Genomic DNA, 23,831 nt, shown 5'->3' on the forward strand with positions numbered 1-23,831 from the left:
TCAGGGCGTCAGCCGCAGGGTGGGATTCGGGTTCGGCGTGATCCGGGTCGTCGGGTCGGTCGCCACCTCCACAGAGGGCAGCTGGCCGAGCCGCCCATCGGCCTTGTAGACAACCGGAATCCCGCCCTCGACGGCGTAGGACAGGTCGCCGTCGACGAGGAACTCGCGCGCGCCCACCGAGAACGCGTAGACCTCGTCGGTCTCGGTGATCTGCCGGTCGTCGAGGCAGAACGTGCCGTGCCGCCAGCCGGGCTCGAATGCCCCGCGTACGGTCTCGCGGGCCTGTTCGTAGGTGACTGTCATGGCTATCTCTCCTACGGTTTCGGCTCAAGATACGGCGCGAGCTTGGAGCTGTCGGGGGTGGGCAAGTCGTCCAGCCGGGCGTACATCGTGTCCTTGCCCAAGCCGAAGTAGTTGGAGACGTCGCGGACGCCGCCGGGCGGCTGGGCGTCGACGAATCGTACGTTACCGCCGACGTTCTCGATGCTGAAGATGTGCCCGCCACCACCGTTCCAGCTGATCCGCGCCACACCCCGGGCGCCGTCGCCGTAGCCCTCGAACGCCTTGACGATGTCGTCCTTGTCGCCCTTGGCCATCGTCCGGCCCCAGACGTCCTTGATGATGTCGTAGCTCGAGCGCCCACCAGGACCGCCTTCGCTCGACCACAGGTGCTTCTCCAACGGCCCGGCCTGAACGTCCATTCCGCGCCGGCGTAGCTCGTTGGCCTGCACGACGCTGGTGCAGTTCTCGGTGTACGCGGACTCGCCCTTCTTGAACTTGGGATTGACCTTGGCGAGCGTGTCGTCGACCTCTTTGTTGACGTTGTCCGCGGACTTCTTCACACCGTCGACGACCTCGCGCCGCACCTTGTCACCCGCGCCGTCGGCGATGTCGCCCAACCGCTTCTTCGCCGGGCGGATCAGGTCACCGAGCATCTTCTTCAGAAATCCGCCGGCCGCCTTCGTGGCGGCACCCGTCTTGGCCATCGCAGAATCCTGGCCAGCGTGGAACATCGCGGTCAAGGCGTTGGCACCAAGACGCCCGAAGCTGCCGCATTTTTCCTCGGAGCCGCCGGCTCATCTCGTTGTACGCAAGGCGAAGTTACTCGCATATTTCCCTGGTGCGTGCCTGGCGTCACATGATCAACTCATCCCCGGCGTGGAACTGCTCCACGCGACCAACTGGGGAGGCTGAGTGAAGAGACGTGTGTTCGGCACGGCGCTGGCGGCGCTGGTGCTGTCCACGACGGCGCTGGCAAGCGCCGCATATGCTTATCCGCAAGGAGAAACGCGAGGCGCCGCGCAGGTCGTGACGCAGGCCACTGCGCGTCCCGCGGCGGCGATTCAATGGTCGGAGTGCGGGACGACCTTCAAGGGCGAGTGCGCGACCATTCCCGTTCCGGTCGACTGGGGGAACCCGACCGGGCGTACGTTCCAGCTCGCGATCGGGCGGCTGAAGGCGCTCGATCCGGCGAAGCGGATCGGCGTGCTGTTCGTCCATCCTGGTGGGCCGGGTGGCTCGGGCATCAACTCCTACATCGTCGGCCGCGGCATTCCGGACGACAGCCCGCTGCGGCAGTACTTCGACATCGTCTCGTTCGACCAGCGTGGCGTCGTCCGGAGCAACCCCGTCGTCTGCAGCTCCGATGTTGTGGACAACACGCCGGTGGAGTTCCCTGCCAGCCAAGCCGACTACGACAAGCTGCTGACGTTCAACGACACGCTGGCCAAGGACTGCCGGAAGAACACCGGTCCGCTGTTCGACCTGGTCGACACGACCACTGCCGTGCGTGACGTCGACGCGCTCCGGCAGGCGCTCGGTGAGACCAAGGTCTCGTTGTACGGAGTGTCCTACGGCACGCAGTTCTGGCAGCAGTACGCCGAACGGTATCCGAACCAGATCCGCGCCATGGCGATCGACTCCAACATGGACCACAGCATCACCTCGGCCTACGACTACCTGAAAACCACGACCGAGGACCAGGAGAAGTCGTTCCTGCAGTTCGCCGGATGGTGCGACAAGACGGCGGCATGCGCGCTGTACGGCCGGGACACCGTGGCGGTGTGGGATTCCCTGCACACCAAGGCCGAAGCGGGCCAGTTGATCGACCCGAGCACGGGCGAGGCGATGAGCGCCGAGTCGTTGCGCGTGGAGATGTTCGACGCGATGTACCGGCCACGTGAACGGTGGTTCACGCTCGCGACCCGGCTCGCCGCGCTGGCCGACGGCAACCCTGCCGTACCGGCGTTGCGGGCGGCCGCCGGGGATCAGGTCGAGAACTCCTACCCCGCGATCTGGTGCTCCGACTGGCATTGGGACGTGACCAGCTTCGCGCAGCTGCAGTCGTATCGCACGCGGCTCGCGCAGACGGTCGCACCTCACACGAAGCTGTCGCCGTTCTGGGCCGACATCACCTCCTGCCTCGGCTGGAGTGGTCCGCTCCGGAATCCGCAACGCCGGCTTGCGATCAGCGGAACGCCGCCGATCCTGATGGCCACCTCACGATACGACGTCGCCACGCCGTACGCCTGGAACCTCGCGGCGGCCTCGCAGGTGCCGAACTCGACGCTGCTGACGTACGACGGCGCCGGCCACAGCACGTTCCGGAACAGCCCGACCTGCGCGCGCAGGCACATCGAGGCGTACCTCATCGGGCTGACGATGCCCCCGGCGGGGACGCACTGCCCGGCGGACTATCCGACCCAGCCCGCTTCGAGCACGACGCCCTCGAGCACCGGCACATCGGCCGATCGGCCGACGCACGTGAGTGACGACCGCGACAGTGTGGTGGCTGACTGAGCCAAAGTGCCCTGAAGTGCACCACTCTCGGTTCTTTCCGAGTGCGCCCCCGGCAATGCCCATGCCGGGGGCGCGTTCTTCTTCGCCTGGAAGAAGAACTGCCGCCTCTGCAGGACCCGCCGGGCCGTCAACATGCTCGCCGACAGCCTGCTCGGCCAGGGCCGCTCCGTCATCTCGACCGGCTTGAATAACGCGCTGAACGTTCAGTTCGCTGAATGTTCAGCACTCACTTCGGCAAGCGCATTCCTCTCTTCAATCCTTGAAATTGACCGGTTTCGGCCATCTAGTAGATGCATTCGTCACATGCACGTAACGTGCAGTGCAAGGATTGTCTGAACGTTCATTGAACAAATTCAATGAACGCCTTCAACCGAACACCTCATATCGGGTAGGGGCAAGGTGGCCGCACGCCAACGGACAACACTGCGAGAAGTCGCCAGCCTGGCCGGTGTGTCCATCGGCACGGCATCCGCTGTGTTCACCAACAACACCTCCGTTTCGGAGGAGGCCAGAGCCGCCGTCCAGGCCGCCGCCAACGAGCTCGGCTACCGGCACAGGCGTCGCCCGACTCCTGAGGTCGCCAACGGGCTCACGACGATCGGGCTGCTGGCGCTCAACAAGCGTTACGTCGGCCCGGCCAATCCGTTCTACGGTCCGGTCCTGCACGGCGTCCAGATGGCCGCGGGCGAGCTCGGCCTGTCCGTCGTCCTCGACATCGCTCGCGAGGAGGACCTGCACGACATCCGGCCGCCGCTGGTCGTGCAGCGCCGGCAGGCACAGGGACTGCTGCTGATCGGCCACATCGACCACACGTACATCCAGGACCTGCTCGACGCGGAAATCCCTTGTGTGCTGGTCGACTACCGGTCCGACGAGCTGCCTGTCGACAGCGTCATACAAGCCGACGAGCACGGCGGCTACATCGCGACCCGGCACCTGATCGAGCTCGGCCATCGCGATCCCATTCCCGCGACCATCACCGGTCCGCAGTACATCTCCTCGATCCGGGCGCGGCTCGACGGCTACCACCGAGCACTCGCGGAGGCGGGCCTGAAACCCGACCCGGACTACGTGGGTGAAGTACGTGAGGGCGGCCTGCACCCCGAGGTCGGCCGCGAAGTCATGGACGGCCTGCTCGACCTGCCCAAGCCACCCACCGCGGTCTTCTGCTGCAACGACGCGACAGCGCTTGGCGCGCTGGAAGCCCTCCGAGTACGCAACATCGCCGTACCCGACGAGGTTTCGGTGATCGGATACGACGACATCTCGATGGCGTCCTACAGCGTTCCGCCGTTGACGACGATCGCCGTCGACAAGGAACTGCTCGGCATGCAGGCGGTCTGGACACTCATCCAGCGGATCACCCATCCCAGTGTCGCGGTCCGCGAGACCTGCTTGCGAGTTGACCTGCTCGAACGAAGCTCCACAGCCACTCGGAGGTGAGGAGACATGGAGCTAACGAGGACGCAGAAGAAGTCTCTCTACGAAGATGGGCTCGTCCGGCTGCCGGGCATCGTGCCGGACGAGACCGTCAACGCGGCACTGTGGGCGATCAACTCCTCGCTGGGTTCGGAGGGAATCCACCCTGACCGGCTCACCACGTTCAACGCCCAGTCGTTCTGCCCCGAGCTCCAGAACTCCCAGTGGATCACCGACCTGCTCACCACGACGCCACTGTGGGATCTGGCGGAGTCCGCGATCGGCCAGGGAAAGGTCGCCCCTGTCTCCTCTGGCCAGATCGCGCTCCGGTTTCCGTCGATGGATCCGCCGCGGGACCCGTACCCGCACATCGACGGCATGCACACGCCGACCAACGGCGTGCCCGCGGGAACGATCGAGAACTTCACCGCGCTGATCGGCGTCTTCCTCAGCGACGTACGCGGGCCGTACTCCGGCAACTTCACCGTCTGGCGCGGCACACATCGCACGTACGAAAGCTACTTCCGCGAGCACGGCCCGGATGCGCTGCTGAGGGGCATGCCGGACGTCGAGGTGCCCGAGCCAGAGCAACTCACCGTACGCGCGGGCGACGCCGTGCTCGCCCACTACCAACTGGGCCACGGCATCGCCGGCAACGCCTCGCCCAACATCCGTTACGCCGTCTTCTTCCGGCTGCACCGCCTCGGCCACACGTCCGTGCGCTGGGAGTGCATGACCGACATCTGGCGGGAGTGGGACGGCATGCAGGACCTTGCCCACGCGACGTTCGCGACGTACTGAAGACCGGCAGGGAGGAGGAACACACGTGCCCGGCTTGGAGACGCGCGGTCTGGTCAAGCGGCTCGGCTACCACGTCGCCGTCGACGACCTGAGCATCACCGTCGAGCCCGGCGAGTTCTTCGTCCTGCTGGGGTCGTCGGGTTGCGGCAAGACCACGACGTTGCGGCTGATCTGCGGGCTCGAGCAGCCGGACGCCGGCGACATCCTGATCGACGGCAAGGTCGTGACCGGACTGCCGCCGCGGGAACGCAACCTGGGCATGGTCTTCCAGGAGTACGGCCTCTATCCGAGCATGGACGTGTTCGGCAATCTCGCCTACGGCCTGCAGGCGCGCGGAGGCTTCTCCAAGGCCGAGATCGAACGCCGCGTCGACGAGGCAGCCCGCAAGCTCGGTCTCGAGCCGTTGCTGCGCGAGCCGATCACCGACCTGTCCGGCGGCGAGCAGCAGCGCGTCTCGCTCGGCCGGGCGATGGTGAAGGACGCCGACGCGTACCTCTTCGACGAGCCGCTGTCGAACCTCGACCCGAAGCTGCGTTATCGCGTACGCCGCGACATCCTCGCCATGCATCGCGACAAGGACCGGCCGAGCGTCTACGTCACGCACGACCAGACCGAGGCGTTCGCGATGGGCGACACGATCGCGGTGATGTCCGCGGGCCGGTTGCAGCAGGCCGGCACGGCCGAGGAGCTGCTGGAGAACCCCGCGAACGCCTTCGTGGCGGGCTTCGTCGGCTCGCCGCCGATGAACCTGATCAGCGCGGAGCTGCGCAGCGAGGACGGCACGTACCTCGCCCAGCTGGAGGACTCCGCGCTGCCGCTGGCCAAGCAGTGGAACCGCGCGCTCGACGGCTACCACAAGGACACCGTCCTGGTGGGGATCCGCCCGGACGCGCTCTCCCACAAGGCCGGCGCCGGCTACGAGCTGAACGGTCACGGCACGATCGCCGCCGAGGTGGTCGAGATCGAGCCGCTGATCGGTGAGGCGGTCGTGCGCCTGCGGACACCGGCCCGGCTGCAGCTGTCCGCGGTGTTCTCAGCCGGTGAAGAAAACGCTTTCACAGCCGGCGACGTGATCCGGCTCGGCGTCGAGCCCGGCCGCGTCCGGCTGTTCGACAGCGACACCGAACAGGCGCTGGTCCCATGAGTGCCCGGTCCGAGCTGACAGCCGGCGTGGACGCGATGACCCGTCTGCTGGCCGGCACGCTCGGACCCGTGCGGGGCCACGTGCTCAGTGCGGTGGGCAGCACCGGCAGCGAGACCCTGTGCGACTCGGCGACGGTCGTACGCCGGATCACCGCGCTGCCCGGCCGGCGTGCGACGGCGGGCGCGTCGATCGTGCGCGACATGGTGTTGCGGCTGGGTGAGGAGCCCGGCGACGGCGGCGCCACGGCGGCCGTGCTGGCGAGCGGCATGCTGGCCTACGCGGCCAAGCTCGTCGCGGCCGGCGCCAGCCCGGTGCTGGTACGCCGCGGAATCCGCACAGGCGTAGGGATCGCGTGCGACGCGTTGCGGGCACAGGCCGAGCCCGTCGAGGGTGAACGCGAGCTGGCCGGGCTGGCCACGGCCGTGACCGCCGACGCCGGGCTCGGCGCGCTGATCGGTGAGCTGCTGGACCTGCTCGGCGCCACCGGTGCGATCCAGGTCGAGGAGATCCCCGATCCGAGGTTCGACGCCAAGCCGACCTACGGCTACGTCGACGGTGCGCGCTGGCGCGGACGGCCCGCGCACAAGGACCTGCTACCCGAAGGCAAGACCGAGTTGACGTTGATCGAGCCCATCGTCGTGGTGGCCGACTGCGTGTTGCAGCGCGTCGAGCAGATTCGCCCCCTGCTCGAACTCGCCCCCGCGCTCCCCGGTCGGCCACCGCTACTCCTGGTCGCGCGCGACATCAGTGACGACGCGCTCACGATGCTGGCCGTCAACGACCGGCGCGGCCTGCTGGTCAGTGCGCCGGTCGTGCTGACCACCGCCCGCACCCGGATGGCGGAGGACCTCGCCGACCTCGCGCTGCTCACCGGCGCCGAGGTGCTGTCGGAGCAGGCCGGAACACCGCCCGAGCGGGTACGCCAGTCGCAGCTCGGCACCGCTCACCGGGCCCTGGTCCAGCGCGGGCACCTGACGATCCGTAACGGCGGCGGCGACCAGACGGCAGTCGCCGACCGGGCCGGCCGCCTGCGCACCCGAGCATCGGAGCTCGCCGACGTACGGGACCGCGACCGGCTGTGGCTGCGGCAGGCGCGGCTGGCCGGCAAGGTCGCCGTGTTGCGGGTGCGTGCGCAGACCGAACAGTTGCTGAAGGCCCACCAGGCCCAGGCTCGCAAGGCGGTCCGGCTGGCCGGCGCCGCACTGCGGGAGGGTGTCGTGCCCGGCGGCGGCGTCGCCTACCTCGATTGCGTGCCCGCGGTTCGCGCCGCCCGGGCGGGGTGTTCGAGTGAGGACGAAGCCGCCGGGCTCGATGCCGTCTGCGCCGGCCTGGAGGCGCCGTTCCTGCAACTGGTCGGAAACTCCGGCGGGCTGGAGCCGCGGACGGCGCTGGCGAGGGCGCGTGAGCTCGGGCCCGGCCACGGCGTCGACGTCCGAACCAATACCTTTGCCCACATGGTGAAAGCAGGTGTTCGCGACGTCACGACCGTCGCCACGGGAGCGCTCAGGGCTGCAGGGGAGACCGCCGGGATGCTGGTGTCCGCCGAGGTGGTGAGCGGCCGTGGCTGAATCGGACACCTCAGTGCTGCCTGACCTGCCGTCGCCCGTGCTGGCGCTCGGCTTCCTCCGCGGCAGCTTGTGGCTCGGTGGTCTCGGCGGTGTCGGCCACGGCGGAGCCTCCGGACAGCCGCCGCAGGGGCTGCTCACGGCGGTCGCCGCGCTGACGGCGCTCGACGAGACGCTGATCGCAGGCGGTGCCGAAGGCATCGCGCGCCGGGTTCAGACGCCGGACGGTCCCGAGTGGGAGCGCGCCGAAGTCCAGAGCGGAGGCTCCCCGATCGCGGCATTCGCCGGTTACGAGAGCGACGCGCTGATTGCCGGAACGCTCGGCGACGGCGTGCTCCGCAGTACGGATGGCGGCAAGACGTGGGTGACGTCCAACTTCGGACTGGACGACCTCGAGGTGATCGCGGTCGCGTGCGGGCCTGACGACGGTCCGTTCCTCGCCGGTACGGCCAGGGGAGTCTTCCACAGCCGCGACGGGCAGGGCTGGCGCCGGGCCAAGGGGACGGAACGACGGACGATCGCCGCGCTGACCTACACCGAAGCCGGCCCGGCGATCGCGCTCACCGAGGACGGCGCCGTGCTGCGTTCGGCCGACGCAGGCATCACCTGGTCGGCGGCCGGCAACGTGCCCGGAACCGTCACCTCGGTGGTCGAGGCCGTGGGCCGGTTGCTCGCGGGAACGGTCGACGCCGGCATCTGGTCCTCGACGGACAACGGCGACACGTGGACCGTGGATCTCGAGGACGCGCCCGAGATCTACTGCCTGGCGGGGGATCCGAGCCGGGTCTTCGCAGGCTCCGCACTGGGCCTGCAGTTCCGGACCGGCGCCGGACCGTCCCATGCTCCTTCCTGGCAGGCGGTTCCCGCGCCTCCGACTCACGACTTCAGCCAGTCGATTCTGTGGCAGGGCAGGCCGCTGTTCGCCGGCACTCGTTCCGGACTGGCGCATCAGGCCCAGGACGGCGGCTGGAACGTGCTCGAAGGCGCACCGCTCCCGTTGTTGTGCGTCGCGGTCACGCCCAAGGACGCGCTGCTGGCGTCCGGGCCACAGGGACTGTTCCTGCGCGACGGCGACGGCTGGACCAGCCTGGTCGAGGGCGACGACGGCCAGATCGGCCGGATGAGCTTTCGGCCCGACGGCACGGGCCTCGCGTCGTCGGCCACGCACGGCGGGCAGCTGCTGCGCACGCGCGACGGCGGCACGTACTGGCAGCCGATTCCGACGCCGTTCGGCGTGCTCGCGCCGATCGAGCTGCGGATGTTCGAAGAGACGGTGATGGTCAAGACCCTCAACCAGCGGACGAACATCCTCACGGTGTGGGGATCCCGCGACGACGGAACGTCGTGGGAAGTCGTATGGCAGGGCCCTGAGTCAGCAGGAATGAGAATCTAGCACCATGTAGAGAGGCGGAAAGCTCCATGTCGACAGGCAACATCGAAACGACGGCGACCAGACGGCAGTTGTTGAAGGCGATGGCGGCAGGGAGCTTTCTGGCCGTAGGAGGCGGGCTGCTCAGCTCGTGCCAGAGCGGCGGCGGCGACGGCGGCAGCGGCAAGGCTGTCGACGTCACGTTGACGACGCACGACGGCTGGCCGTACGGCGTGCTGCCGAGCGCCAAGCAGCAGAAGGCCGACCCGGGGCAGAAGGCCTACGCCGAAGCGCTCAAGGAGTGGATGGACAAGAACCCCGGTGTCAAGATCAAGAACGTCGCGCTCGACGTCTGGAACACCGACGCGCTGAAGACCGCGATCACCGGCGGCACCGCGCCATCGGCGTTCCCCGGCGACGTGATCGGCAGCTGGAACCCCACCAACGTCCGCGCTGCCATGGCGCAGGGGCTCACCGCCGAGGTGACCGAGCCGCTGAAGGCGTACGACATCGACAACAAGCTCGCCGACTACGTACGCCCGATCTGGCAGAAGTGGGCGATCGACGGCAAGTACTACGCCGCGCCCTGGATCTACAACGTCGGCACCGGCATCCACTATCGCATCGACCTGATCCGCCAGCTGGGCTTGAAGGAACCGGCGCCGGACTGGACCTGGGACGACGTACGCGAGCTGGCCAAGGGCCTCACACAGGGCAAGCGCAAGGGCATCGTGCTGCAGGGCTGGGGCGTCGACATGGGGCTCAACGCCAACGGGTTCGACTTCCACAGCGAGCTGCCCGCGCCGAGCACAGGCTGGAACCGCAAGTGGGACTACCTCGGCCTGGCCGACCAGTGGGTGCCGCTGATCGAACGGGTCCGCGCGATGATCGAGCAGGACAAGTCGGTGATGGCCGACGTCTCGATGGCCGACGGCGACACGCTCGCGGCGTTCTTCCGCGGCGACGTGGCGATGCACAACAACACCGTCATCTACTACACCGTCACCCCGGGCGGCGACAACGCGCCGGCCGACCTGGCGAAGAAGCTGGACAAGCCGATCGAGGAGGTCGTCGGCTGGATGACGCAGCCGAACGGCACCAACGGCCGCACCGGTAACACCCAGGGCCAGTGCGACCTGGTGGGCTTCTCGCCGGATCTCGACGAGGACGAGCTCGACAAGGCCGTCAGCCTGCTGCTGCACATGCAGGGTCCCGGGTTCGTGCACCTGCGCAAGAACGTCTACGACACCACGAAGGACCCGAAGCGGGTCTACGACTGGGCCAACATCATGCCGCTGATGAAGGACGTCCAGGCCCAGCTGCCGAGCTCGCCGGACGAGGCGTGGGGCAAGCCGTACATGGACCAGGTGCGTCGCGCGGCGAAGACCCCTCTGGTGCCGAGGGACGCGTGGTACTTCCCGGCCGAGACCAACCCGGCTCCGGCCAACACCATCCGCGAGGACATGCGGTCGCGCTGGGCCAACGAGCGCGGCTCGATCGACATCCGCGCCGACCTGAAGAAGCTCACCGACACCCGCAACCAGCAGGCGGCGAGCTTCAACTCCAGCGTGCCCGACGACGTGTTCGTCAAGGGCGCCGAGGAGTACTACAAGGCGACCGCGGACTACTTCCAGGCCAACGCACCCGACTACTACACCAATGTCTTCAAGGGGTGGTACGAGAACACCGTTCTCCCAGCACTGAAGGGCTGAGCTCTTGTCGACACAACAGACCGACAAGCAGGGAGAACTCGAGGAAGTCGGGTTCGGAGACGAGAAGCACACGAAGGCGCCGGCGAGCGGGCCGAAGCTGAGCCGGCGCCGGCGGCTGGAGGGGTTCCTGTTCCTGCTGCCCGCGTTCCTGTTCCAGCTGTCGTGGGGCTGGTACCCGCTGGTGATGGCGTTCGTCATCAGCTTCACCAACGCGCGGTTCCGCGGTGACATCGAGTTCACCGGACTGGAGTCGTACGAGCGGATGTGGAACGACCCGCTGGTGGCCCAGTCGTTCAAGGTGACAGCGATCTACGCCGCGCTCAGCATCGGCCTGACGTTCATGATCCCGATCGTCGTGGCGATCCTGCTGATGGAGATGCCGAGGCGACACATCCGCTGGATGATGCTGCTGTGGTTCCTGCCGCTGTCCGGGATCGCCTCGACGATGCTGTTCAGGTACATGTTCAACGCGCAGTACGGCCTGTTCCAGTGGGTGGCGACCGACGTGCTGCACCTGCCGGAACAGCCGTTCCTGAACTCCAGCGACCAGGTGCTGTTCTGGCTGGTGTTCCCCGGCATCCTGTTCTTCGGCCCGGGGCTGATCTATCTCGCAACGCTGCAGGGGATTCCGGCGTCGTACTACGAGGCGGCCGAGATCGAGGGCGCGGGCTTCTGGCGGAAGATCTGGACGATCTCGTTGCCGCGGCTGCGGCCGGTCATCTCGATGCTGCTGGTGTTCGCCGTCATCGGATCCTCACAGGCGTTCGAGTTCCCGCTCATCATGACGGGCGGCGGTCCGGGCGGGGCGAGCCGGACCGTCGTCATCTATCTCTACGACCTGCTGGGCAACCTCCGGTACGCCGACGCGACGGCGCTCGGTGTGTTCCTGTTCGTCAGCACGATGGTGGTCGTGCTGGTCCTGCGGCGGTTCTTCCGCGAGGACCCGGACCAGTGAAGGCTGTATCACCAACGAAGGGGCGACGACGATGCTGTTTCCTCTAGTCGGGCGCAAGCAACCAGCGCTGCGGATCGCATGGTGGGCGGTGGTGGCGTTCCTGCTGCTCGGCATCACGTTGCACCTGTTCCCGTTCTATTTCATGCTGATCACGTCGATCAAGCCGGCGTCGGAGGCGCTGGCGTTCCCGCCGACGCTGTGGCCGGAGGTCACGAACTTCGCCGGCTGGAAGCTGGTGATCAGCCTGGTGCAGGGCAGCTCGGCGGTCGGCAACCTGATGGACGGGCCGTTCTACGTGTTCTTCTGGAACTCCATCCAGATCACGTTCTGGGTGCTGGTGCTCGGGATTCCGATCACGTCGCTGGCGGCGTACGCCAACAGCAAGCTGCAGCGCGGACCGCTGGCCCGCTGGTCGTTCATCTTCTTCATCGGCACGCTGATGATGCCGGCCGCGCTGACGCTGATCCCGAGCTACCTGCTCACGCGGAACTTCCCGTTCGCGTTGCCGCAGGCGCCGGACATCCCCGGCACCGGCATGGAGTTTCCGACGGTCCGGATCTGGGACACTCTCTGGGCGGTGATCGTGCCGATCGTGTTCCAGGCGTTCAACTTCCTGCTGTTCAAGGGATTCTTCGACACCATCCCCGACTCGGTGATCCAGGCGGCGCGCGTCGACGGCGGCTCGGAGTTCAACATCTTCCGGCGGATCGTGCTGCCGATGAGCGTTCCGGTCTACGCCGTGGCGATCTGGACGGCGTTCTCCGGCGCGTGGGACCAGTTCCTGTGGCCGCTGATCGTCATCCAGTCGCCGGAGAAGGTGCCGGCGTCGGTGGAGATCTACCACCTGATCTCCCGGTTCGCCAATGCCGGCTCGATGAGCGCGGAACAGGCGTCTGCCCAGTCCCAGCAGATGCAGGAGATCCTGACGGCCGGACTGTCGTGGAACGGGCTGATGGTGCTGGGCATCCTGCAGTCGCTGCCGGTGTTCATCGCGTTCATCGTCTGCCGCGAATACCTCCTGCGCGGCATCCGCCTGCGCGGGCTGAAGTGAGGGCTTGCGATGGCGCGGATTGACGTCGACCACGTGACCAAGCGGTACGCCGCCGAGCGGCTGGTCGAGACCGGCGCGAGCCGGGCGAGGCCGGCACTCGACGGCGTGAGCCTCTCGATCGCCGACGGTGAGACGGTCAGCCTGGTCGGGTCGTCCGGCAGCGGGAAGAGCACGCTGCTCAGGGTGATCGCGGGCCTGGAGTTCCCCGACAGCGGTACGGTCTCGTTCAACGGCACCGACGTCACGCAGGTACGCCCGCAGGAACGCGGCGTCGGCATGGTGTTCCAGGACTACGCGCTCTACCCGTCGATGAAGAGCAAGGGCAACCTGGCGTACTACTTCGAGGTGCACGACCGCACCGAGGAAGAGGCCGAGCGGCGGATGCGAGAGACGGCCGACCGGATGGGCGTCGGCTTCGAGCACCTGCTGGGGCGGGTGCCGACCACGCTGTCGGGTGGTGAGCAGCAGCGGGTGGCGATCGCGCGGTGCATCGTTAGAGATCCGCAGCTGTTCCTGATGGACGAGCCGATCTCCAACCTGGACGCGAAGCTGCGCGAGCAGACCCGCGTGGAGATCCGCAAGCTGCTGCGGAAGTTCGGCATCACGACCTGCTACGTCACGCACGACCAGCAGGAAGCCGTGTTCATGGGGGACCGGATCGCGGTGCTGCGGGACGGCGGCATCGAGCAGGCCGGCACGTTCGACGACCTCTACTACACGCCCGTGAACCTCTACGTCGCCACGTTCATCGGCTCGCCGCCGATGTCGGTGCTCCCGGCGAACGTGCAGGCCGGCTGGATCACCGTGGGGGAGACGCGACTGCGGCTGCCCGACGGCCTGGCCGCGAAGCTTCCGGAGGGTGCGTTGCGGCTCGGCGTCCGGCCGGAGGGCTGGTTGCTGGACGTGCCGGAGGGTTTCGCCATGCCTGTCAGGCATCTGGAGCGGCTGCCGACCGAGCGCGCGGCGTTCGTGCACGGCACGGTGGCCGATGCGAAGGTGACGGCGAGCGCGCCGCTCGCCGTTCCGGAGAGCTCGGAGGTGCGGCTGCTGCCCGACTGGGAGCGCGCTTACTTCTTCGCGTTCGGTTCCGAAGATCCGCTGCACGTCCCCGGTCCGCTCGAGCTGTTCTGAGGCAGGTGGTGCTGTGATGAGTGCGATCGTCGTCAACGACATCGTGAAGCGATTCGGCGAGAAGCGGGCCGTCGACGGTGTGAGCTTCGAGATCGGTGAGTCGGAGCTGCTGGCGTTCGTCGGTCCGTCGGGCTGCGGCAAGACCACGACGTTGCGGATGCTGGCCGGCCTGGAGCCGGTGACGTCCGGCGAGATCCGGTTCGGCGACCGGGTGGTCAACGAGATCCGGCCGCGCGATCGTAACGTCGCGATGGTGTTCCAGGACTACGCCGTCTTCCCGCACCTGACGGTGTTCGAGAACATCGCGTACGGATTGCGGGCCAGGCGCGTGCCGCGGGAGCAGGTGCGCACGCTGGTGCCGGAGGCGGCGGAGAAGTTCCGGATCGACCATCTCCTGCGCCGCAAGCCCCGCCAGCTTTCCGGCGGCGAGCGGCAGCGGGTGGCGTTGTCGCGGGCGATGGTGAAGGACGCCTCGCTCTATCTGTACGACGAGCCGCTGTCGAACCTCGACGCCCAACTGCGGCACCAGGCCCGCGAGGACATCCTCACGTTGCATCGCGAGAAGCAGAAGCCGACGATCTACGTCACGCACGACCAGTCGGAGGCGATGGCGCTCGGCGACCGGATCGCGGTCATGAAGGACGGGCGGATCCAGCAGGTCGGAACGGGCACCGAGCTCTACGAGAATCCGGTCAGCCTGTTCGTCGCGTTCTTCATCGGCACGCCGAGCATCAACCTGTTCGACATGACGCTGCGGCTCGAGGACGGCGTGGTGGTCGCCTCCGGCGGTGGCGTCGAGCTGCACCTGCACGCCAGCTTGACAGAGCGCGCGAAACCCTATGTGGGCAAGCAGATCAAGCTCGGCGTCCGGCCGGAGCACCTGCACGTGCCGAAGCTCGCTCCGTTCGAGGTGACGCCGGAGAACACCATCCACGGCGTCGTGACGCTGATCGAGCCGACCTCGACAGGCTGCACCGTCTATCTCGCAACCGACGAGCGCGAGCCGCAGGACTTCGTCGCCACGTTCAAGGTCCGGCTGCCCGCGTCGTACCTCGACCAGCAGATCCCGCTGGGCATCGACACCGGCAAGGTGCACCTGTTCGACCCGGAGACCGGCGATGCCATTTCTGGATGACACCGGACCGCGCGACGAGCCGCGCGGGCCGGTGTGGGCCGCGTTCGCGACGGTCGCGAGCCAGGTCGAACGCCTGGTGGCCGCGAACGTCGTGTGGGCGGTGCAGCTGGCGCCCGGCCTGGTGGCGTTGGGGTTTCCGGAGCTGCCGGGCTGGCTGCGGATCGTCCTCGCTCTCTACTCCGCGACCGTGCTGCCGCCCGCCACCGCCGTGTTGTACGGCCTGGCGGCCGAGGCGTGCGAAGGCCAGCACGTCGACGCCGGGCTGGCCCGCGAGCTCTTGCGCTCGTACGTCCGGCGGAGCCTGCTGGTGCTGGCGCCGCTGTACGGCACGTTCGGCGTGCTGGTGTGGCTGCTCGTGCTCGCGATGGCGGCGGGCGTTCCGGCTCTGGTGACGGCGCTGACTGCGGCGGCGCTGTTGTGGTCGGTGGTTGCGACGTACTTCGGTCCGTTGTTCGCGGACCGGCCGTCGCTGTCGGCGCTGGGCCTGGCGCGGGCGTCGGTGAGACTGGTGTGGCGGCGGCCCGAGCAGGCGCTGGTGACGTGGCTAGTGGTCGTGCTCGCCGCGCTGGCCGGCGTCGTCTCGGTCGGCGGGCTCGTCCTGATCGTCCCGATGCTGATCGCGATCCTGCAGACCCACCGGTACGCGCGGCTGCGGTGACGGCCGGCGTTCGGCCACGATCGCGACGAGCTGCTCCAGCGGTCCGCGCCGCCTGGTGAGCCGCCAGAGTAGCGCGAAGCCGACGACGAACGCGACCTGGACGGCGTACGACCAGAGCTCGTCGTCCGGCAGCACGTGCGTGCCGACGATGAGGACGTGCGCGGTGTAGAGCGTCAACGTCATGCTGCCCGCGGCCGCCAGTGGCAGCAGCATCCCGCGCAGCCGGCGAGCGATCAGCAGCGCGGCGCCCAGCAGGGCGAGCGACGTGCCGATCGTGTGCGCCAGGTCGAGCGTGGTCGTCGAGTGCGGGGTGTCGACGGCCAGCCACCACCAGGTGCTCGTCGGCGCGACGCCGTACTGCGTGGTGCCGAGCAACTGGTCGAACTCCTGCGTGCCGACCGCCACCCCTTCGGCCGTGGCGATCTGCTCCCGCCCGCCCGCGACGTCGAGCAACAGCCACGTCGCGCCCGCGGCGACGACGGCCAGCGCGGCTCCGCCCGTGAGCAGCCCGACGGCGACCCTGCTGGAGCGCAGGTTCAGCCGGCCGACGGCGAGCCCGGCACAGAGATAGGCCAGCCAGCCGAGCACGGGATAGTAGCCGGTGAGCAACAGCCGGCTGAGCGGGTCCTGCCCGCCTTGCGGGTCGATGCCGGCACGGATCAGGTGACTGACCGGCGGCACGACGACCGCGACAGCCACCGCGAGTATGGCCGGCGTCCTGCGCGGCAACCGGATCAGCGGGATCGCAAACGCGAACAGCAGCGCGTAGTAGGGCAGGATCACCGCGATCCCGGAGTTCACCAGGTCGAGCAACAGGCCGATGATGCCGATCATCAACGCCCGGATCGCCAGCGAGCTGCCCCTGCCCTGCGTCCGCGGCCGGTCACCACCACTCCACAACGCGAGACTCACGCCGGCCAGCACAGCGAACGCCGCCGCCGACTTGCCGCCTGCGACCCGGTATGACGTCGTGATGCCGCCATCCGGCCCGATCATCGGTAGCACGTGGACGGCCATCATGCCGAGCAGCGCCACCCCGCGAGCCGCGTCGACGCCGATCAACCGCCCACGCGTACCGGCGGCCTCGTCACGCTCGGCAGGTGCGGTCACTGGCTCCACCCGTCCAGCATGGCCGATCCACTCGAAAGCCGCACGAAATGCCGGCGGCTGTCGCTCTACTTCCGTGACTTCGGGCAGTCCTTGTGCATGTGCGTCGGCGTTTCCCAGTACCGGTCGGGGCTGCTCGCCTGCCAGACCAGGTTGGCGCACTCGCGGATGTCCCAGAAGTTCTTCCGGAACTCGTCGTGTACCTCGTCGTCGATGACCATCAGCCAGATCTCGTCGTTGGCGTACCGGGACTTGTTGTTGAAGTTGAGGCTCCCGGTGAAGACGACCTTCTGGTCCTTCCCGTCGAACTGGCCGTCGATCAGCAGGTTCTTCTCGTGGACTCCCTTGCGGTGCTTGCTGAACTCGCGGACGTCCGGGCCGTGGTACTTGCCCGTCGGTTGTTTCAGCAGCCGTCGCAGCGGGTCGGTCCGGGGCTTGGAATATTCTCCGTAGCCGATCAGGTCGGCCGCGATGTCGACGTAGCAGCCGTCGTTGTCCAGCTCCCAGAGCTTCTTGGCGATCTCCGCGCCGGTTCCGCCCCGGATGTCAGCCGCTGCCACCCGGACTCTCGTCTGCTTGCCCTTCTTCGGGCAGTCCACGCGGTTCAGGTAGCCCAGGACCGTGTTCCCGTTCTGTCGCGGCGAGAAGTTCAGCTCCAGCCGGCCGTCGATCCGGACCGGCTTGTTGTGCTCGTAGTACTCCGGATCCCTGTCTTCCTTGGCCAGATCGGCGAAGTAGTCCTGATAGGCCTTGTAGAGCTCCGGCTTCCCGGCGATCGCGAGCGCGGTGTTGAACATGTCCGGTCCCGAGGACTCGCTGAGGTTGGAGGTCGTCTGCACGACGACGTTGCTTTTGCCCATGGTCTTCGAGAACAGATAGAACTTGTTGTGCATGATCGGCCAGCTGCTCTTGTAGTTGGGCGTTCGGCCACCGATGCACGTATCGGCGTCCAGCGGCTTCGGCTGTCCGGCGCCGCAGTAGGAGATCCACGAGTCGGCCGAGCGGTTGCCGCCGATCTCCTTCTTCAGCTTGCAGTACTCCTCGCTGTCCTCGCCCACACCATCCTCGCACTTCCACGGGACCGGATGCTGGGAGTCAGGCTTGGCCGACCCGTTGAGCAGCACCTTGACCTTCACTCCCCGCCCAACGGCCCGCGAGAGGTTGTGGCGAAGGTCTCCGTCCAGGAACCGGTAGGTCGCGATCGTGATCTCGCCGCTGTCCATGTCGTTGATCAGTGACTGGATATAGCAGGAGATCCGAACCTGGTCTTGCGGATCACTGCTGTGCGGATTGTTGAAGACCTCGGTGTACGTCCCGTCCAGGCCCGGGAGCTGGGAGTGACACCAGTCCTCCTTGGGCTCCTTCGCCTGGCCGGCGTTCGTCGTGGGCGGTTGGCACGCCGTGATGACGGCCACGACGATGGCTGCCGCCGCGAGTGCGATTCCCCTGATCAGCTCTCGTGGTCTCATGCCCGGACCGTACGTGCGCGCGCTACACAGCCGCTTACGCGCTCGGTGTAGTGAGTTGTAAGCAGGCGGTTCTAGCCTTCGTGGTGGTCCACGACGGGGAAGGTGAACCGATGATCCGACTGAGACTCGTCCTGACGGTGGCGGCGACCTTCGCAATGCTCGCGGCCTGCACCGGCGGCGGCGACGACCGCAACGCCGCACTGAGCGCGGTCGAGCAGAAGGAGCGGAAGAAGGAGTACAGCTGCTCGGAGACGGCGGACCATGTTCTCGGCAAGCCGAAGGACACGATTTACGCTTACGTCCGCAGCGACTGCCTGAACGCGCACGCGGCGAAGGACCCGACGCCCGCGGACAGCGACTGGGGCGATGGGGCGGGCTGGATCAAGGACTTCGACAACGATGCCGACTCCCTGATCAACAACAGTAAGTACTGGGTCGCGTTCTACAGCAAGCCCGACTACAAGGGCGACGCCTTCTGCGTTGGTCCGGGTCGCTGGGTGAACAAGCTGTATCTCTACGGCGACTCCGAGGGCAGCTGGTCCAACAGCATCAGCTCGCACAAGCGGGTGAGTGGGAAGAAGTGCAGCCGCAGGTTCGGCTGACCTCCGGATCGCCGTGCGCGCGTCAGTCGCTGGACGGCCTGGGGTAGTAGCCGAACACCTCGGCCGCCGCCATGTGGAAGCCGTCCGGCAGGCCGGCGTTGGCGAACGTCGCCGCGATCTCCTCCATCTCGCCGGTCCAGCGCCAGCCCTTGCTCTCGGCCGCTTTCACCGCGCCCTCGCTGCGTTTGGTCAGCTCGGGCTGCGAGATCGCCCACTCCGCCAGCAACGCGTCGCCGACGCCCTCGGCCTCCGCTGTCGCACGGATCGCCAGCAGCAACGCGGCCGTCCCTTTCGTCCACGCGGCGTAACAGAGCTTCAACGCCGACGCGTGTCCCGCTTCGGAACCGACCGTCCTCGCGTCCAGGGCCGTGCCGGCGAACAGGGCCGCCACCTCCTCGGCAGAGGCGCCAGAAAGGTAGAGCCGCGTCGCTCCGGGACGCGAAGGCGACGGCGGGCCGCCGATGATTCCGCCGTCGACGAAGCGTGCACCGCCGGTCTCGACGACGGTCGCGACCGTACGGGTGGTCGCCGGCGAGATCGCGTTGGCGTCGACGTAGATGCCCGCGAAGCCGTCGACCAGCCGTGCCACGTCCAGCGCGGCGTGCGGCGGGCAGATCGACAGGATCACCTCACTCCGCGACGTCAGTTCGCCAACCGAACCCGCGTCGACCAGGCCGGCCGCGGTCGCCCGCCGTACGGTGTCGGCCGACCGGCCCTGCGACGCGTACAAGACCTCGTGGCCCGCCAGCCGGAGCACGTTGCCGACCGCGGAGCCCATGTCACCAGGATGAAGCAGTCCAATCACAGTCATGCTGTGACGTTAGCCGGTCACCAGGCCATCCCACTCGACAACGGTCGCCGTGCCGTTTCACCAGGTCCGCAAGTGGCCGCGGATCACCACCGCCTGGCAAGCTTTGGCGATCGCCGGTCGCAGCGTGAACCGTGGATGCACCGACAGCCGCGGCTGCTGGAACACCACTCCGACCTGCCGCCGCAAACCGGAAGCCACCCACCGACGTGCCGTCGATCTCCACCGCACCCGCCGACCGCGCCGGCGACGGCTCAGCCGGCGGTATCCGGGATCAGGGTGAGCGCGCGCTCGACGGCCAGGCGCACGATGTCCGGTTTCACCAACCCCAAGGCCGTCTCGGCGTCCACCCATCGGAAGCTGTCGTGCTCCCGGTCGTGCAACGTGACGACCGCGCCGGCCGGAGCCTCGGCGATGTAGGTGGCCCAGTTCTCCTGGTCGCCGAAGCGGATCATCGGCAGCTCGAGCCCGGCCTCCTCGTGCAGCTCCCGAGCCGCGCAGACATCGACGTCCTCGCCTGGGAAACGCGAGCCCGCCGGGGGAGTCCACGCCCAGTCTCCGGTGTAGTCCGGGCCGTTGTGCGCCCGATGCAGCAACAGCAGCTCGATCGCGTTACCTGGAAGGCGTCGCCACACCACGACCGTCGCTCCGTGCGGCCACTCCTCGGCGACCGGCAGGCCGTCCCAGGTGGTCCGCTCACTCATGGATCGCCACCTCGAGTGCGAGCTCGGCCATGTCGGAGAACGAGCTCCGCCTGTCCTCGGCCGAGAGCTCCGCGCCGGTGGGGATCACGTCGCTGACCGTACAGATCGACAGCGCGCGGGCGCCGTGTTTGGCGGCCAGCGTGTAGAGCGTGCTGGCCTCCATCTCCACCGCCAGTACGCCGTAGTCGGCCAGCCGGGCCACCAGCTCGGCGCGGTCGTTGTAGAAGGAGTCCGCGGAGAAGATCTGCCCAATCTCCACAGCGATCCCGCGTGCGGTGGCGATGTCGTACGCGTGCCGCAGCAGCCCGAAGTCGGCGACCGGCGCGAAGTCGAGCCCTTCGAACCGCAGCCGGTTCATCGCCGAGTCGGTGCCCGCGCTGGACGCGAGCACGATCGAACGCAGGCCCAGCCGTTCGGTCAGCGAGCCGCACGACCCCACCCGGATGACGTTCCTGGCGCCGTACTGCGTCAGGAGCTCGTTGACGTAGATCGCCAGCGATGGCTGGCCCATGCCGGTGCCCTGCACCGAGACGCGCCTGCCCTGGTAGGTGCCGGTGAAGCCCAGCATGTTGCGTACGGTCGAATAACACTCGGACCCGGCGAGGAACTTCTCGGCGATCCACTGCGCACGCAGCGGGTCACCGGGCAGCAGCACGGTTTCGGCGATCTGGCCGGGCTCGGCCCCAATGTGCGTACTCACACAAGCGATCCTGTCACGCGGGCAGCTTGCTGCCACGATCTGGTCAACTCGTCCGCGTACGCCTCACTCTGATGCCATGCGAACGCTGATGAGACTCGGGGGCTATGTCCTCGGTGTCCTGGGCTTGATCGCCGCGACCATGCTCGCGGTGCCGACGACCGCACAGGCCGCGCCGGTGTTCAAGGCGCCGTTCCCGTGCGGTCAGCGTTGGACCTACAGCCACCACAGTGCGGAAGTCCGGCAGGCGCTTGACTTCATCCGCTCCGACGGTGGCACCACGAACGGGACGCCCGTACTGGCCTCGGCCGCGGGTACGGCGTACCGCTTCAACCAGCCGGGCGGCGCCGGCCAGTACATCGCGGTCGAGCACGGCGGTGGCTGGAAGACGTACTACTTCCACCTGGGTTCGTACTCCGTCGCAAACGGCCAGGCCGTCGCGCAGGGCCAGCAGGTCGGGACGACGGGTGCGACCGGCAACGTGACCGGTCCGCACATCCACTACGAGCAGCTCTACAACGGTGTCGGGCAGGTCATCGTGATCAACGGTGCGTCGCTCGCGCCGTACCCGAGCACCTACGGCTCGAAGCACCTCACCAGCGACAACGGCTGCAGCGGCGGCGGTAAGCCGTTCATGACGTGGGGGAGCGGCGTGAACGTCCGGTCGGGTCCGCACGTGTCGAGCAGCGTCGTGACGACGCTCTCCGGGCCGACGCTGGTCTACGTGCTCTGCCAGGTGCAGGGCGACACGGTGACGGCCGAGGGCTACACCAACAACTGGTGGTCGAAGCTGCGCGACCAGAACGGCTACATGACCAACATCTACATCGACGATCCGAACGCCCACCTGCCAGGCGTGCCCGATTGTTGACAAAACCCTCTCCGCTTACCGGATAGCGGGTGGGACAGGGTTAAGGTCGTGAGACGTGCCTCGTCTTGAACACCTAGCCCTGTCCCGCCACGCCATGGACCGAGCGACCGAGGAGCGGATCGACGACGCCAACGTGGACGCGGCCTGGACCGATCCGCGCGCGCTGGTCCTTCCGGTCCGCGAGGGCCGGGTGCCGGTCGTCGACGGCGGCTCCTCGCTGCGGTTCGTCTCGCCGGCGTCACTGAACGGCGCGGCTCCTCTGGAGCGGTACTTCCTGGGCAAGGACGAGGACGGCGCGCCGTTCTTCGCCGTCCGCGAGCGGCCGAGCGACATCGCACCTCCCGAGGGCGAGTGGGCGGGCCTGCGCGAGATCGGCGGGCTGCTGTCCGATCGCGATGCGGGATTGTTCGTTCACTCGCTGGCACTGGCCAACTGGCATGCCGCCCATGGGTTCTGCGCCAGGTGCGGCAAGCCCACGCAGGCGATCCAGGGAGGGCACGTCCGGCGGTGCCCGGCGTGCCGTACCGACCACTTCCCGCGTACCGACCCGGCGATCATCGTGCTCGTCACCGACGACCAGGACCGCTGCCTGCTCGGACACGGCGCGAACTGGCCGGAGGGGCGGTTCTCGACGCTCGCGGGCTTCGTGGAGCCGGGGGAGTCGCTGGAGTCGGCGGTGATCCGCGAGGTGCACGAGGAGAGCGGGATCGTGGTGGCCGACCCGGAGTACGCCGGTTCGCAGCCGTGGCCGTTCCCGTCGAGCCTGATGCTGGGGTTCTTCGCCCGCGCGGTGACGACCGAGATCAAGGTGGACGGCGTGGAGGTCACGCAGGCCCAGTGGTTCTCGCGAGCGGAGCTGGCCGAGGCGTTCCAGTCGGGGACCGTGCTGCCGCCAGGTGGGGTGTCGATCGCGCGGCGGCTGGTGGAGGCCTGGTTCGGGTCGGAGATCACCGACACCTGGTGAGGTCTCTGCCCATCAACGTGGCGTCCTCGTCGACGTCGGCGAGCGGCTGCCAGCCCTCCCGGAGGTAGAGCCGCCTGGCAGGGCTGTCATGGCGGGCGCCGGTCAGCAGGGCCCGCTCGTGCGGGAGGTCTTTCGTGAGAGCGCGAAGCACTGCGGCGCCGACGCCCTGGCGCTGATGGTCCGGATGGACCGCGACCTCGACGACTTCGAAGTGGCCCTCGAACCACTCGGCGTAGAGCTCCGGTGGGACGCGCTCGCGCATCCGCTCGGTCCACCACTGCCCGGCGCGACCGGTATATCCGTACGCGAAGCCGGCGATGCTGTCTTCGTTGCGCGCGAGCGCGATCCGGAAGTCCTCGCGCTGGGGGTGACGGATCAGCTGGTCGTCGCGGAACAGGGTGAGGCCTTCGTCGCCCTCGTTTGCGCCGAATGCTTGCCGGAACACCTCGACCAGCTCTTCCTGGATGCCGTCGACTTCTTCGCGGATCTCGATGCTGAAGGTCATGCGGGGACCTCGCGGTAGAGCTCGACCACGATCCCATCCGGCCCGGCGACCATCGCGGACTCCGTGCCCCAGTCGGTGGTGGTGGGCTCGAGCAGGACGTTGGCGCCGCGCTGCTGAACGGTGCGGAGCGTGCCGGCGACGTCTTCGACACGTACCTGGAGGATGACTCCTTCGGCGGGCTTGACCGGCACCATCGCGTCACTCATCAGACCGCACACGAGCGTGCCGAGATCGACTTCGGCGTACCCGTCACCGTCTCCGTGGACGGCGAACCCGAGGACGTTCCGGAAGTACGCCACGGCCTTGGCGACATCACTGACGATCAGCGTGGCGTGGTCGAGGTACATGTGCGCTCCTTGGTTGTC

At 67.9% G+C, this 23,831-nt stretch carries 24 protein-coding genes; 15 read left to right on the forward strand and 9 right to left on the reverse strand.

Annotation, left to right across the window (positions count from 1 at the left end):
• Together ACYVF6_RS18145 and ACYVF6_RS18150 are read right to left on the reverse strand one after the other, a co-directional pair.
• Positions 1-303: a hypothetical protein gene (locus ACYVF6_RS18145; protein WP_460522715.1), complete on the reverse strand. Its 303-nt coding sequence runs from the start codon at positions 301-303 to the stop codon at positions 1-3.
• A gap of 11 nt (positions 304-314) precedes the next feature.
• On the reverse strand, positions 315-986 hold the full coding sequence (locus ACYVF6_RS18150; RefSeq protein WP_460522717.1) for a toxin glutamine deamidase domain-containing protein: 672 nt from the start codon (positions 984-986) through the stop codon (positions 315-317).
• A gap of 208 nt (positions 987-1,194) precedes the next feature.
• Between ACYVF6_RS18150 and ACYVF6_RS18155 the strand changes: the two genes are divergently transcribed.
• The 12 genes from ACYVF6_RS18155 (at position 1,195) to ACYVF6_RS18210 (ending at position 15,739) form a co-directional block, all read left to right on the forward strand.
• Positions 1,195-2,799: an alpha/beta hydrolase gene (locus ACYVF6_RS18155; RefSeq protein ID WP_460522719.1), complete on the forward strand. Its 1,605-nt coding sequence runs from the start codon at positions 1,195-1,197 to the stop codon at positions 2,797-2,799.
• Between the two features lie 399 nt (positions 2,800-3,198).
• Complete coding sequence (locus tag ACYVF6_RS18160; protein ID WP_460522721.1) at positions 3,199-4,242, forward strand: LacI family DNA-binding transcriptional regulator; 1,044 nt, start codon at positions 3,199-3,201, stop codon at positions 4,240-4,242.
• 6 nt (positions 4,243-4,248) lie between these two features.
• Positions 4,249-5,019 (forward strand): phytanoyl-CoA dioxygenase family protein, encoded by a 771-nt coding sequence (locus ACYVF6_RS18165; protein ID WP_460522723.1) that lies wholly within the window; start codon positions 4,249-4,251, stop codon positions 5,017-5,019.
• 25 nt (positions 5,020-5,044) lie between these two features.
• Positions 5,045-6,163, forward strand: a complete 1,119-nt coding sequence (locus ACYVF6_RS18170) for an ABC transporter ATP-binding protein (protein ID WP_460522725.1) — start codon at positions 5,045-5,047, stop codon at positions 6,161-6,163.
• A complete protein-coding gene (locus ACYVF6_RS18175) occupies positions 6,160-7,731 on the forward strand; it encodes a TCP-1/cpn60 chaperonin family protein (RefSeq protein WP_460522727.1) in 1,572 nt (523 codons plus the stop codon). Before ACYVF6_RS18170 ends, ACYVF6_RS18175 begins: the two co-directional genes overlap by 4 nt.
• Complete coding sequence (locus ACYVF6_RS18180) at positions 7,724-9,121, forward strand: WD40/YVTN/BNR-like repeat-containing protein (protein WP_460522729.1); 1,398 nt, start codon at positions 7,724-7,726, stop codon at positions 9,119-9,121. The genes ACYVF6_RS18175 and ACYVF6_RS18180 overlap by 8 nt, the downstream gene beginning before the upstream one ends.
• A gap of 26 nt (positions 9,122-9,147) precedes the next feature.
• A complete protein-coding gene (locus ACYVF6_RS18185) occupies positions 9,148-10,809 on the forward strand; it encodes an ABC transporter substrate-binding protein (RefSeq protein ID WP_460522731.1) in 1,662 nt (553 codons plus the stop codon).
• A gap of 4 nt (positions 10,810-10,813) precedes the next feature.
• The gene (locus tag ACYVF6_RS18190) at positions 10,814-11,764 is read left to right on the forward strand and encodes a carbohydrate ABC transporter permease (RefSeq protein ID WP_460522733.1); all 951 of its coding nucleotides are present in this window, start codon (positions 10,814-10,816) and stop codon (positions 11,762-11,764) included.
• A 31-nt stretch (positions 11,765-11,795) separates the two neighbouring features.
• Complete coding sequence (locus tag ACYVF6_RS18195; RefSeq protein WP_460522735.1) at positions 11,796-12,815, forward strand: carbohydrate ABC transporter permease; 1,020 nt, start codon at positions 11,796-11,798, stop codon at positions 12,813-12,815.
• A gap of 9 nt (positions 12,816-12,824) precedes the next feature.
• Positions 12,825-13,946, forward strand: coding sequence for an ABC transporter ATP-binding protein (locus ACYVF6_RS18200; RefSeq protein WP_460522737.1), 1,122 nt, complete (start codon positions 12,825-12,827; stop codon positions 13,944-13,946).
• A gap of 16 nt (positions 13,947-13,962) precedes the next feature.
• Positions 13,963-15,081, forward strand: a complete 1,119-nt coding sequence (locus ACYVF6_RS18205; RefSeq protein WP_460522739.1) for an ABC transporter ATP-binding protein — start codon at positions 13,963-13,965, stop codon at positions 15,079-15,081.
• Positions 15,065-15,739: a hypothetical protein gene (locus tag ACYVF6_RS18210; protein WP_460522741.1), complete on the forward strand. Its 675-nt coding sequence runs from the start codon at positions 15,065-15,067 to the stop codon at positions 15,737-15,739. The genes ACYVF6_RS18205 and ACYVF6_RS18210 overlap by 17 nt, the downstream gene beginning before the upstream one ends.
• Here ACYVF6_RS18210 and ACYVF6_RS18215 read toward each other — a convergent pair.
• Positions 15,626-16,858: a heparan-alpha-glucosaminide N-acetyltransferase domain-containing protein gene (locus tag ACYVF6_RS18215; RefSeq protein ID WP_460522743.1), complete on the reverse strand. Its 1,233-nt coding sequence runs from the start codon at positions 16,856-16,858 to the stop codon at positions 15,626-15,628. The genes ACYVF6_RS18210 and ACYVF6_RS18215 overlap by 114 nt on opposite strands.
• A gap of 56 nt (positions 16,859-16,914) precedes the next feature.
• Positions 16,915-18,315, reverse strand: coding sequence for a phospholipase D-like domain-containing protein (locus ACYVF6_RS18220; protein ID WP_460522745.1), 1,401 nt, complete (start codon positions 18,313-18,315; stop codon positions 16,915-16,917).
• A 110-nt stretch (positions 18,316-18,425) separates the two neighbouring features.
• On the opposite strand from ACYVF6_RS18220, the gene ACYVF6_RS18225 reads away from it, so the two are divergent.
• Complete coding sequence (locus tag ACYVF6_RS18225) at positions 18,426-18,917, forward strand: peptidase inhibitor family I36 protein (RefSeq protein ID WP_460522747.1); 492 nt, start codon at positions 18,426-18,428, stop codon at positions 18,915-18,917.
• Between the two features lie 22 nt (positions 18,918-18,939).
• Here the strand turns inward: ACYVF6_RS18225 and ACYVF6_RS18230 are convergent, their stop codons facing one another.
• The 3 genes from ACYVF6_RS18230 to deoD all read right to left on the reverse strand — a co-directional run bounded on the left by ACYVF6_RS18230 (position 18,940) and on the right by deoD (position 21,129).
• Positions 18,940-19,728: an NAD(P)-dependent oxidoreductase gene (locus ACYVF6_RS18230; RefSeq protein ID WP_460522749.1), complete on the reverse strand. Its 789-nt coding sequence runs from the start codon at positions 19,726-19,728 to the stop codon at positions 18,940-18,942.
• A 251-nt stretch (positions 19,729-19,979) separates the two neighbouring features.
• Positions 19,980-20,429, reverse strand: coding sequence for an NUDIX hydrolase (locus tag ACYVF6_RS18235; protein WP_460522751.1), 450 nt, complete (start codon positions 20,427-20,429; stop codon positions 19,980-19,982).
• On the reverse strand, positions 20,422-21,129 hold the full coding sequence (gene deoD, locus ACYVF6_RS18240) for a purine-nucleoside phosphorylase (RefSeq protein ID WP_460522753.1): 708 nt from the start codon (positions 21,127-21,129) through the stop codon (positions 20,422-20,424). The genes ACYVF6_RS18235 and deoD overlap by 8 nt, the downstream gene beginning before the upstream one ends.
• A 76-nt stretch (positions 21,130-21,205) precedes the next feature.
• Here deoD and ACYVF6_RS18245 point away from each other — a divergent pair, with 76 nt between their 5' ends.
• On the forward strand, positions 21,206-21,997 hold the full coding sequence (locus tag ACYVF6_RS18245; RefSeq protein WP_460522755.1) for a peptidoglycan DD-metalloendopeptidase family protein: 792 nt from the start codon (positions 21,206-21,208) through the stop codon (positions 21,995-21,997).
• 94 nt (positions 21,998-22,091) lie between these two features.
• Entirely contained in the window at positions 22,092-22,961 is an 870-nt protein-coding gene (gene nudC, locus ACYVF6_RS18250; RefSeq protein WP_460522757.1) for an NAD(+) diphosphatase, read from the forward strand.
• Here nudC and ACYVF6_RS18255 read toward each other — a convergent pair.
• Positions 22,945-23,466, reverse strand: a complete 522-nt coding sequence (locus ACYVF6_RS18255) for a GNAT family N-acetyltransferase (protein WP_460522759.1) — start codon at positions 23,464-23,466, stop codon at positions 22,945-22,947. The genes nudC and ACYVF6_RS18255 overlap by 17 nt on opposite strands.
• Entirely contained in the window at positions 23,463-23,813 is a 351-nt protein-coding gene (locus ACYVF6_RS18260; RefSeq protein ID WP_460522761.1) for a VOC family protein, read from the reverse strand. The genes ACYVF6_RS18255 and ACYVF6_RS18260 overlap by 4 nt, the downstream gene beginning before the upstream one ends.
• Positions 23,814-23,831 lie beyond the last annotated feature (18 nt).

This window comes from Flindersiella endophytica (assembly GCF_054779015.1).

Bases quoted from the DNA above. Each gene is read 5' to 3' on its own strand.
- ACYVF6_RS18230 (WP_460522749.1), bottom strand. From the start codon at position 19,728: ATGACTGTGATTGGACTGCTTCATCCTGGTGACATGGGCTCCGCGGTC.
- ACYVF6_RS18255 (WP_460522759.1), bottom strand. From the start codon at position 23,466: ATGACCTTCAGCATCGAGATCCGCGAAGAAGTCGACGGCATCCAGGAA.
- ACYVF6_RS18220 (WP_460522745.1), bottom strand. From the start codon at position 18,315: ATGAGACCACGAGAGCTGATCAGGGGAATCGCACTCGCGGCGGCAGCC.
- ACYVF6_RS18195 (WP_460522735.1), top strand. From the start codon at position 11,796: ATGCTGTTTCCTCTAGTCGGGCGCAAGCAACCAGCGCTGCGGATCGCA.
- ACYVF6_RS18185 (WP_460522731.1), top strand. From the start codon at position 9,148: ATGTCGACAGGCAACATCGAAACGACGGCGACCAGACGGCAGTTGTTG.
- ACYVF6_RS18145 (WP_460522715.1), bottom strand. From the start codon at position 303: ATGACAGTCACCTACGAACAGGCCCGCGAGACCGTACGCGGGGCATTC.
- ACYVF6_RS18260 (WP_460522761.1), bottom strand. From the start codon at position 23,813: ATGTACCTCGACCACGCCACGCTGATCGTCAGTGATGTCGCCAAGGCC.
- ACYVF6_RS18235 (WP_460522751.1), bottom strand. From the start codon at position 20,429: ATGAGTGAGCGGACCACCTGGGACGGCCTGCCGGTCGCCGAGGAGTGG.
- ACYVF6_RS18200 (WP_460522737.1), top strand. From the start codon at position 12,825: ATGGCGCGGATTGACGTCGACCACGTGACCAAGCGGTACGCCGCCGAG.
- ACYVF6_RS18245 (WP_460522755.1), top strand. From the start codon at position 21,206: ATGCGAACGCTGATGAGACTCGGGGGCTATGTCCTCGGTGTCCTGGGC.
- ACYVF6_RS18210 (WP_460522741.1), top strand. From the start codon at position 15,065: ATGCCATTTCTGGATGACACCGGACCGCGCGACGAGCCGCGCGGGCCG.
- ACYVF6_RS18205 (WP_460522739.1), top strand. From the start codon at position 13,963: ATGAGTGCGATCGTCGTCAACGACATCGTGAAGCGATTCGGCGAGAAG.
- nudC (WP_460522757.1), top strand. From the start codon at position 22,092: ATGGACCGAGCGACCGAGGAGCGGATCGACGACGCCAACGTGGACGCG.
- ACYVF6_RS18175 (WP_460522727.1), top strand. From the start codon at position 6,160: ATGAGTGCCCGGTCCGAGCTGACAGCCGGCGTGGACGCGATGACCCGT.
- ACYVF6_RS18225 (WP_460522747.1), top strand. From the start codon at position 18,426: ATGATCCGACTGAGACTCGTCCTGACGGTGGCGGCGACCTTCGCAATG.
- ACYVF6_RS18165 (WP_460522723.1), top strand. From the start codon at position 4,249: ATGGAGCTAACGAGGACGCAGAAGAAGTCTCTCTACGAAGATGGGCTC.
- ACYVF6_RS18150 (WP_460522717.1), bottom strand. From the start codon at position 986: ATGGCCAAGACGGGTGCCGCCACGAAGGCGGCCGGCGGATTTCTGAAG.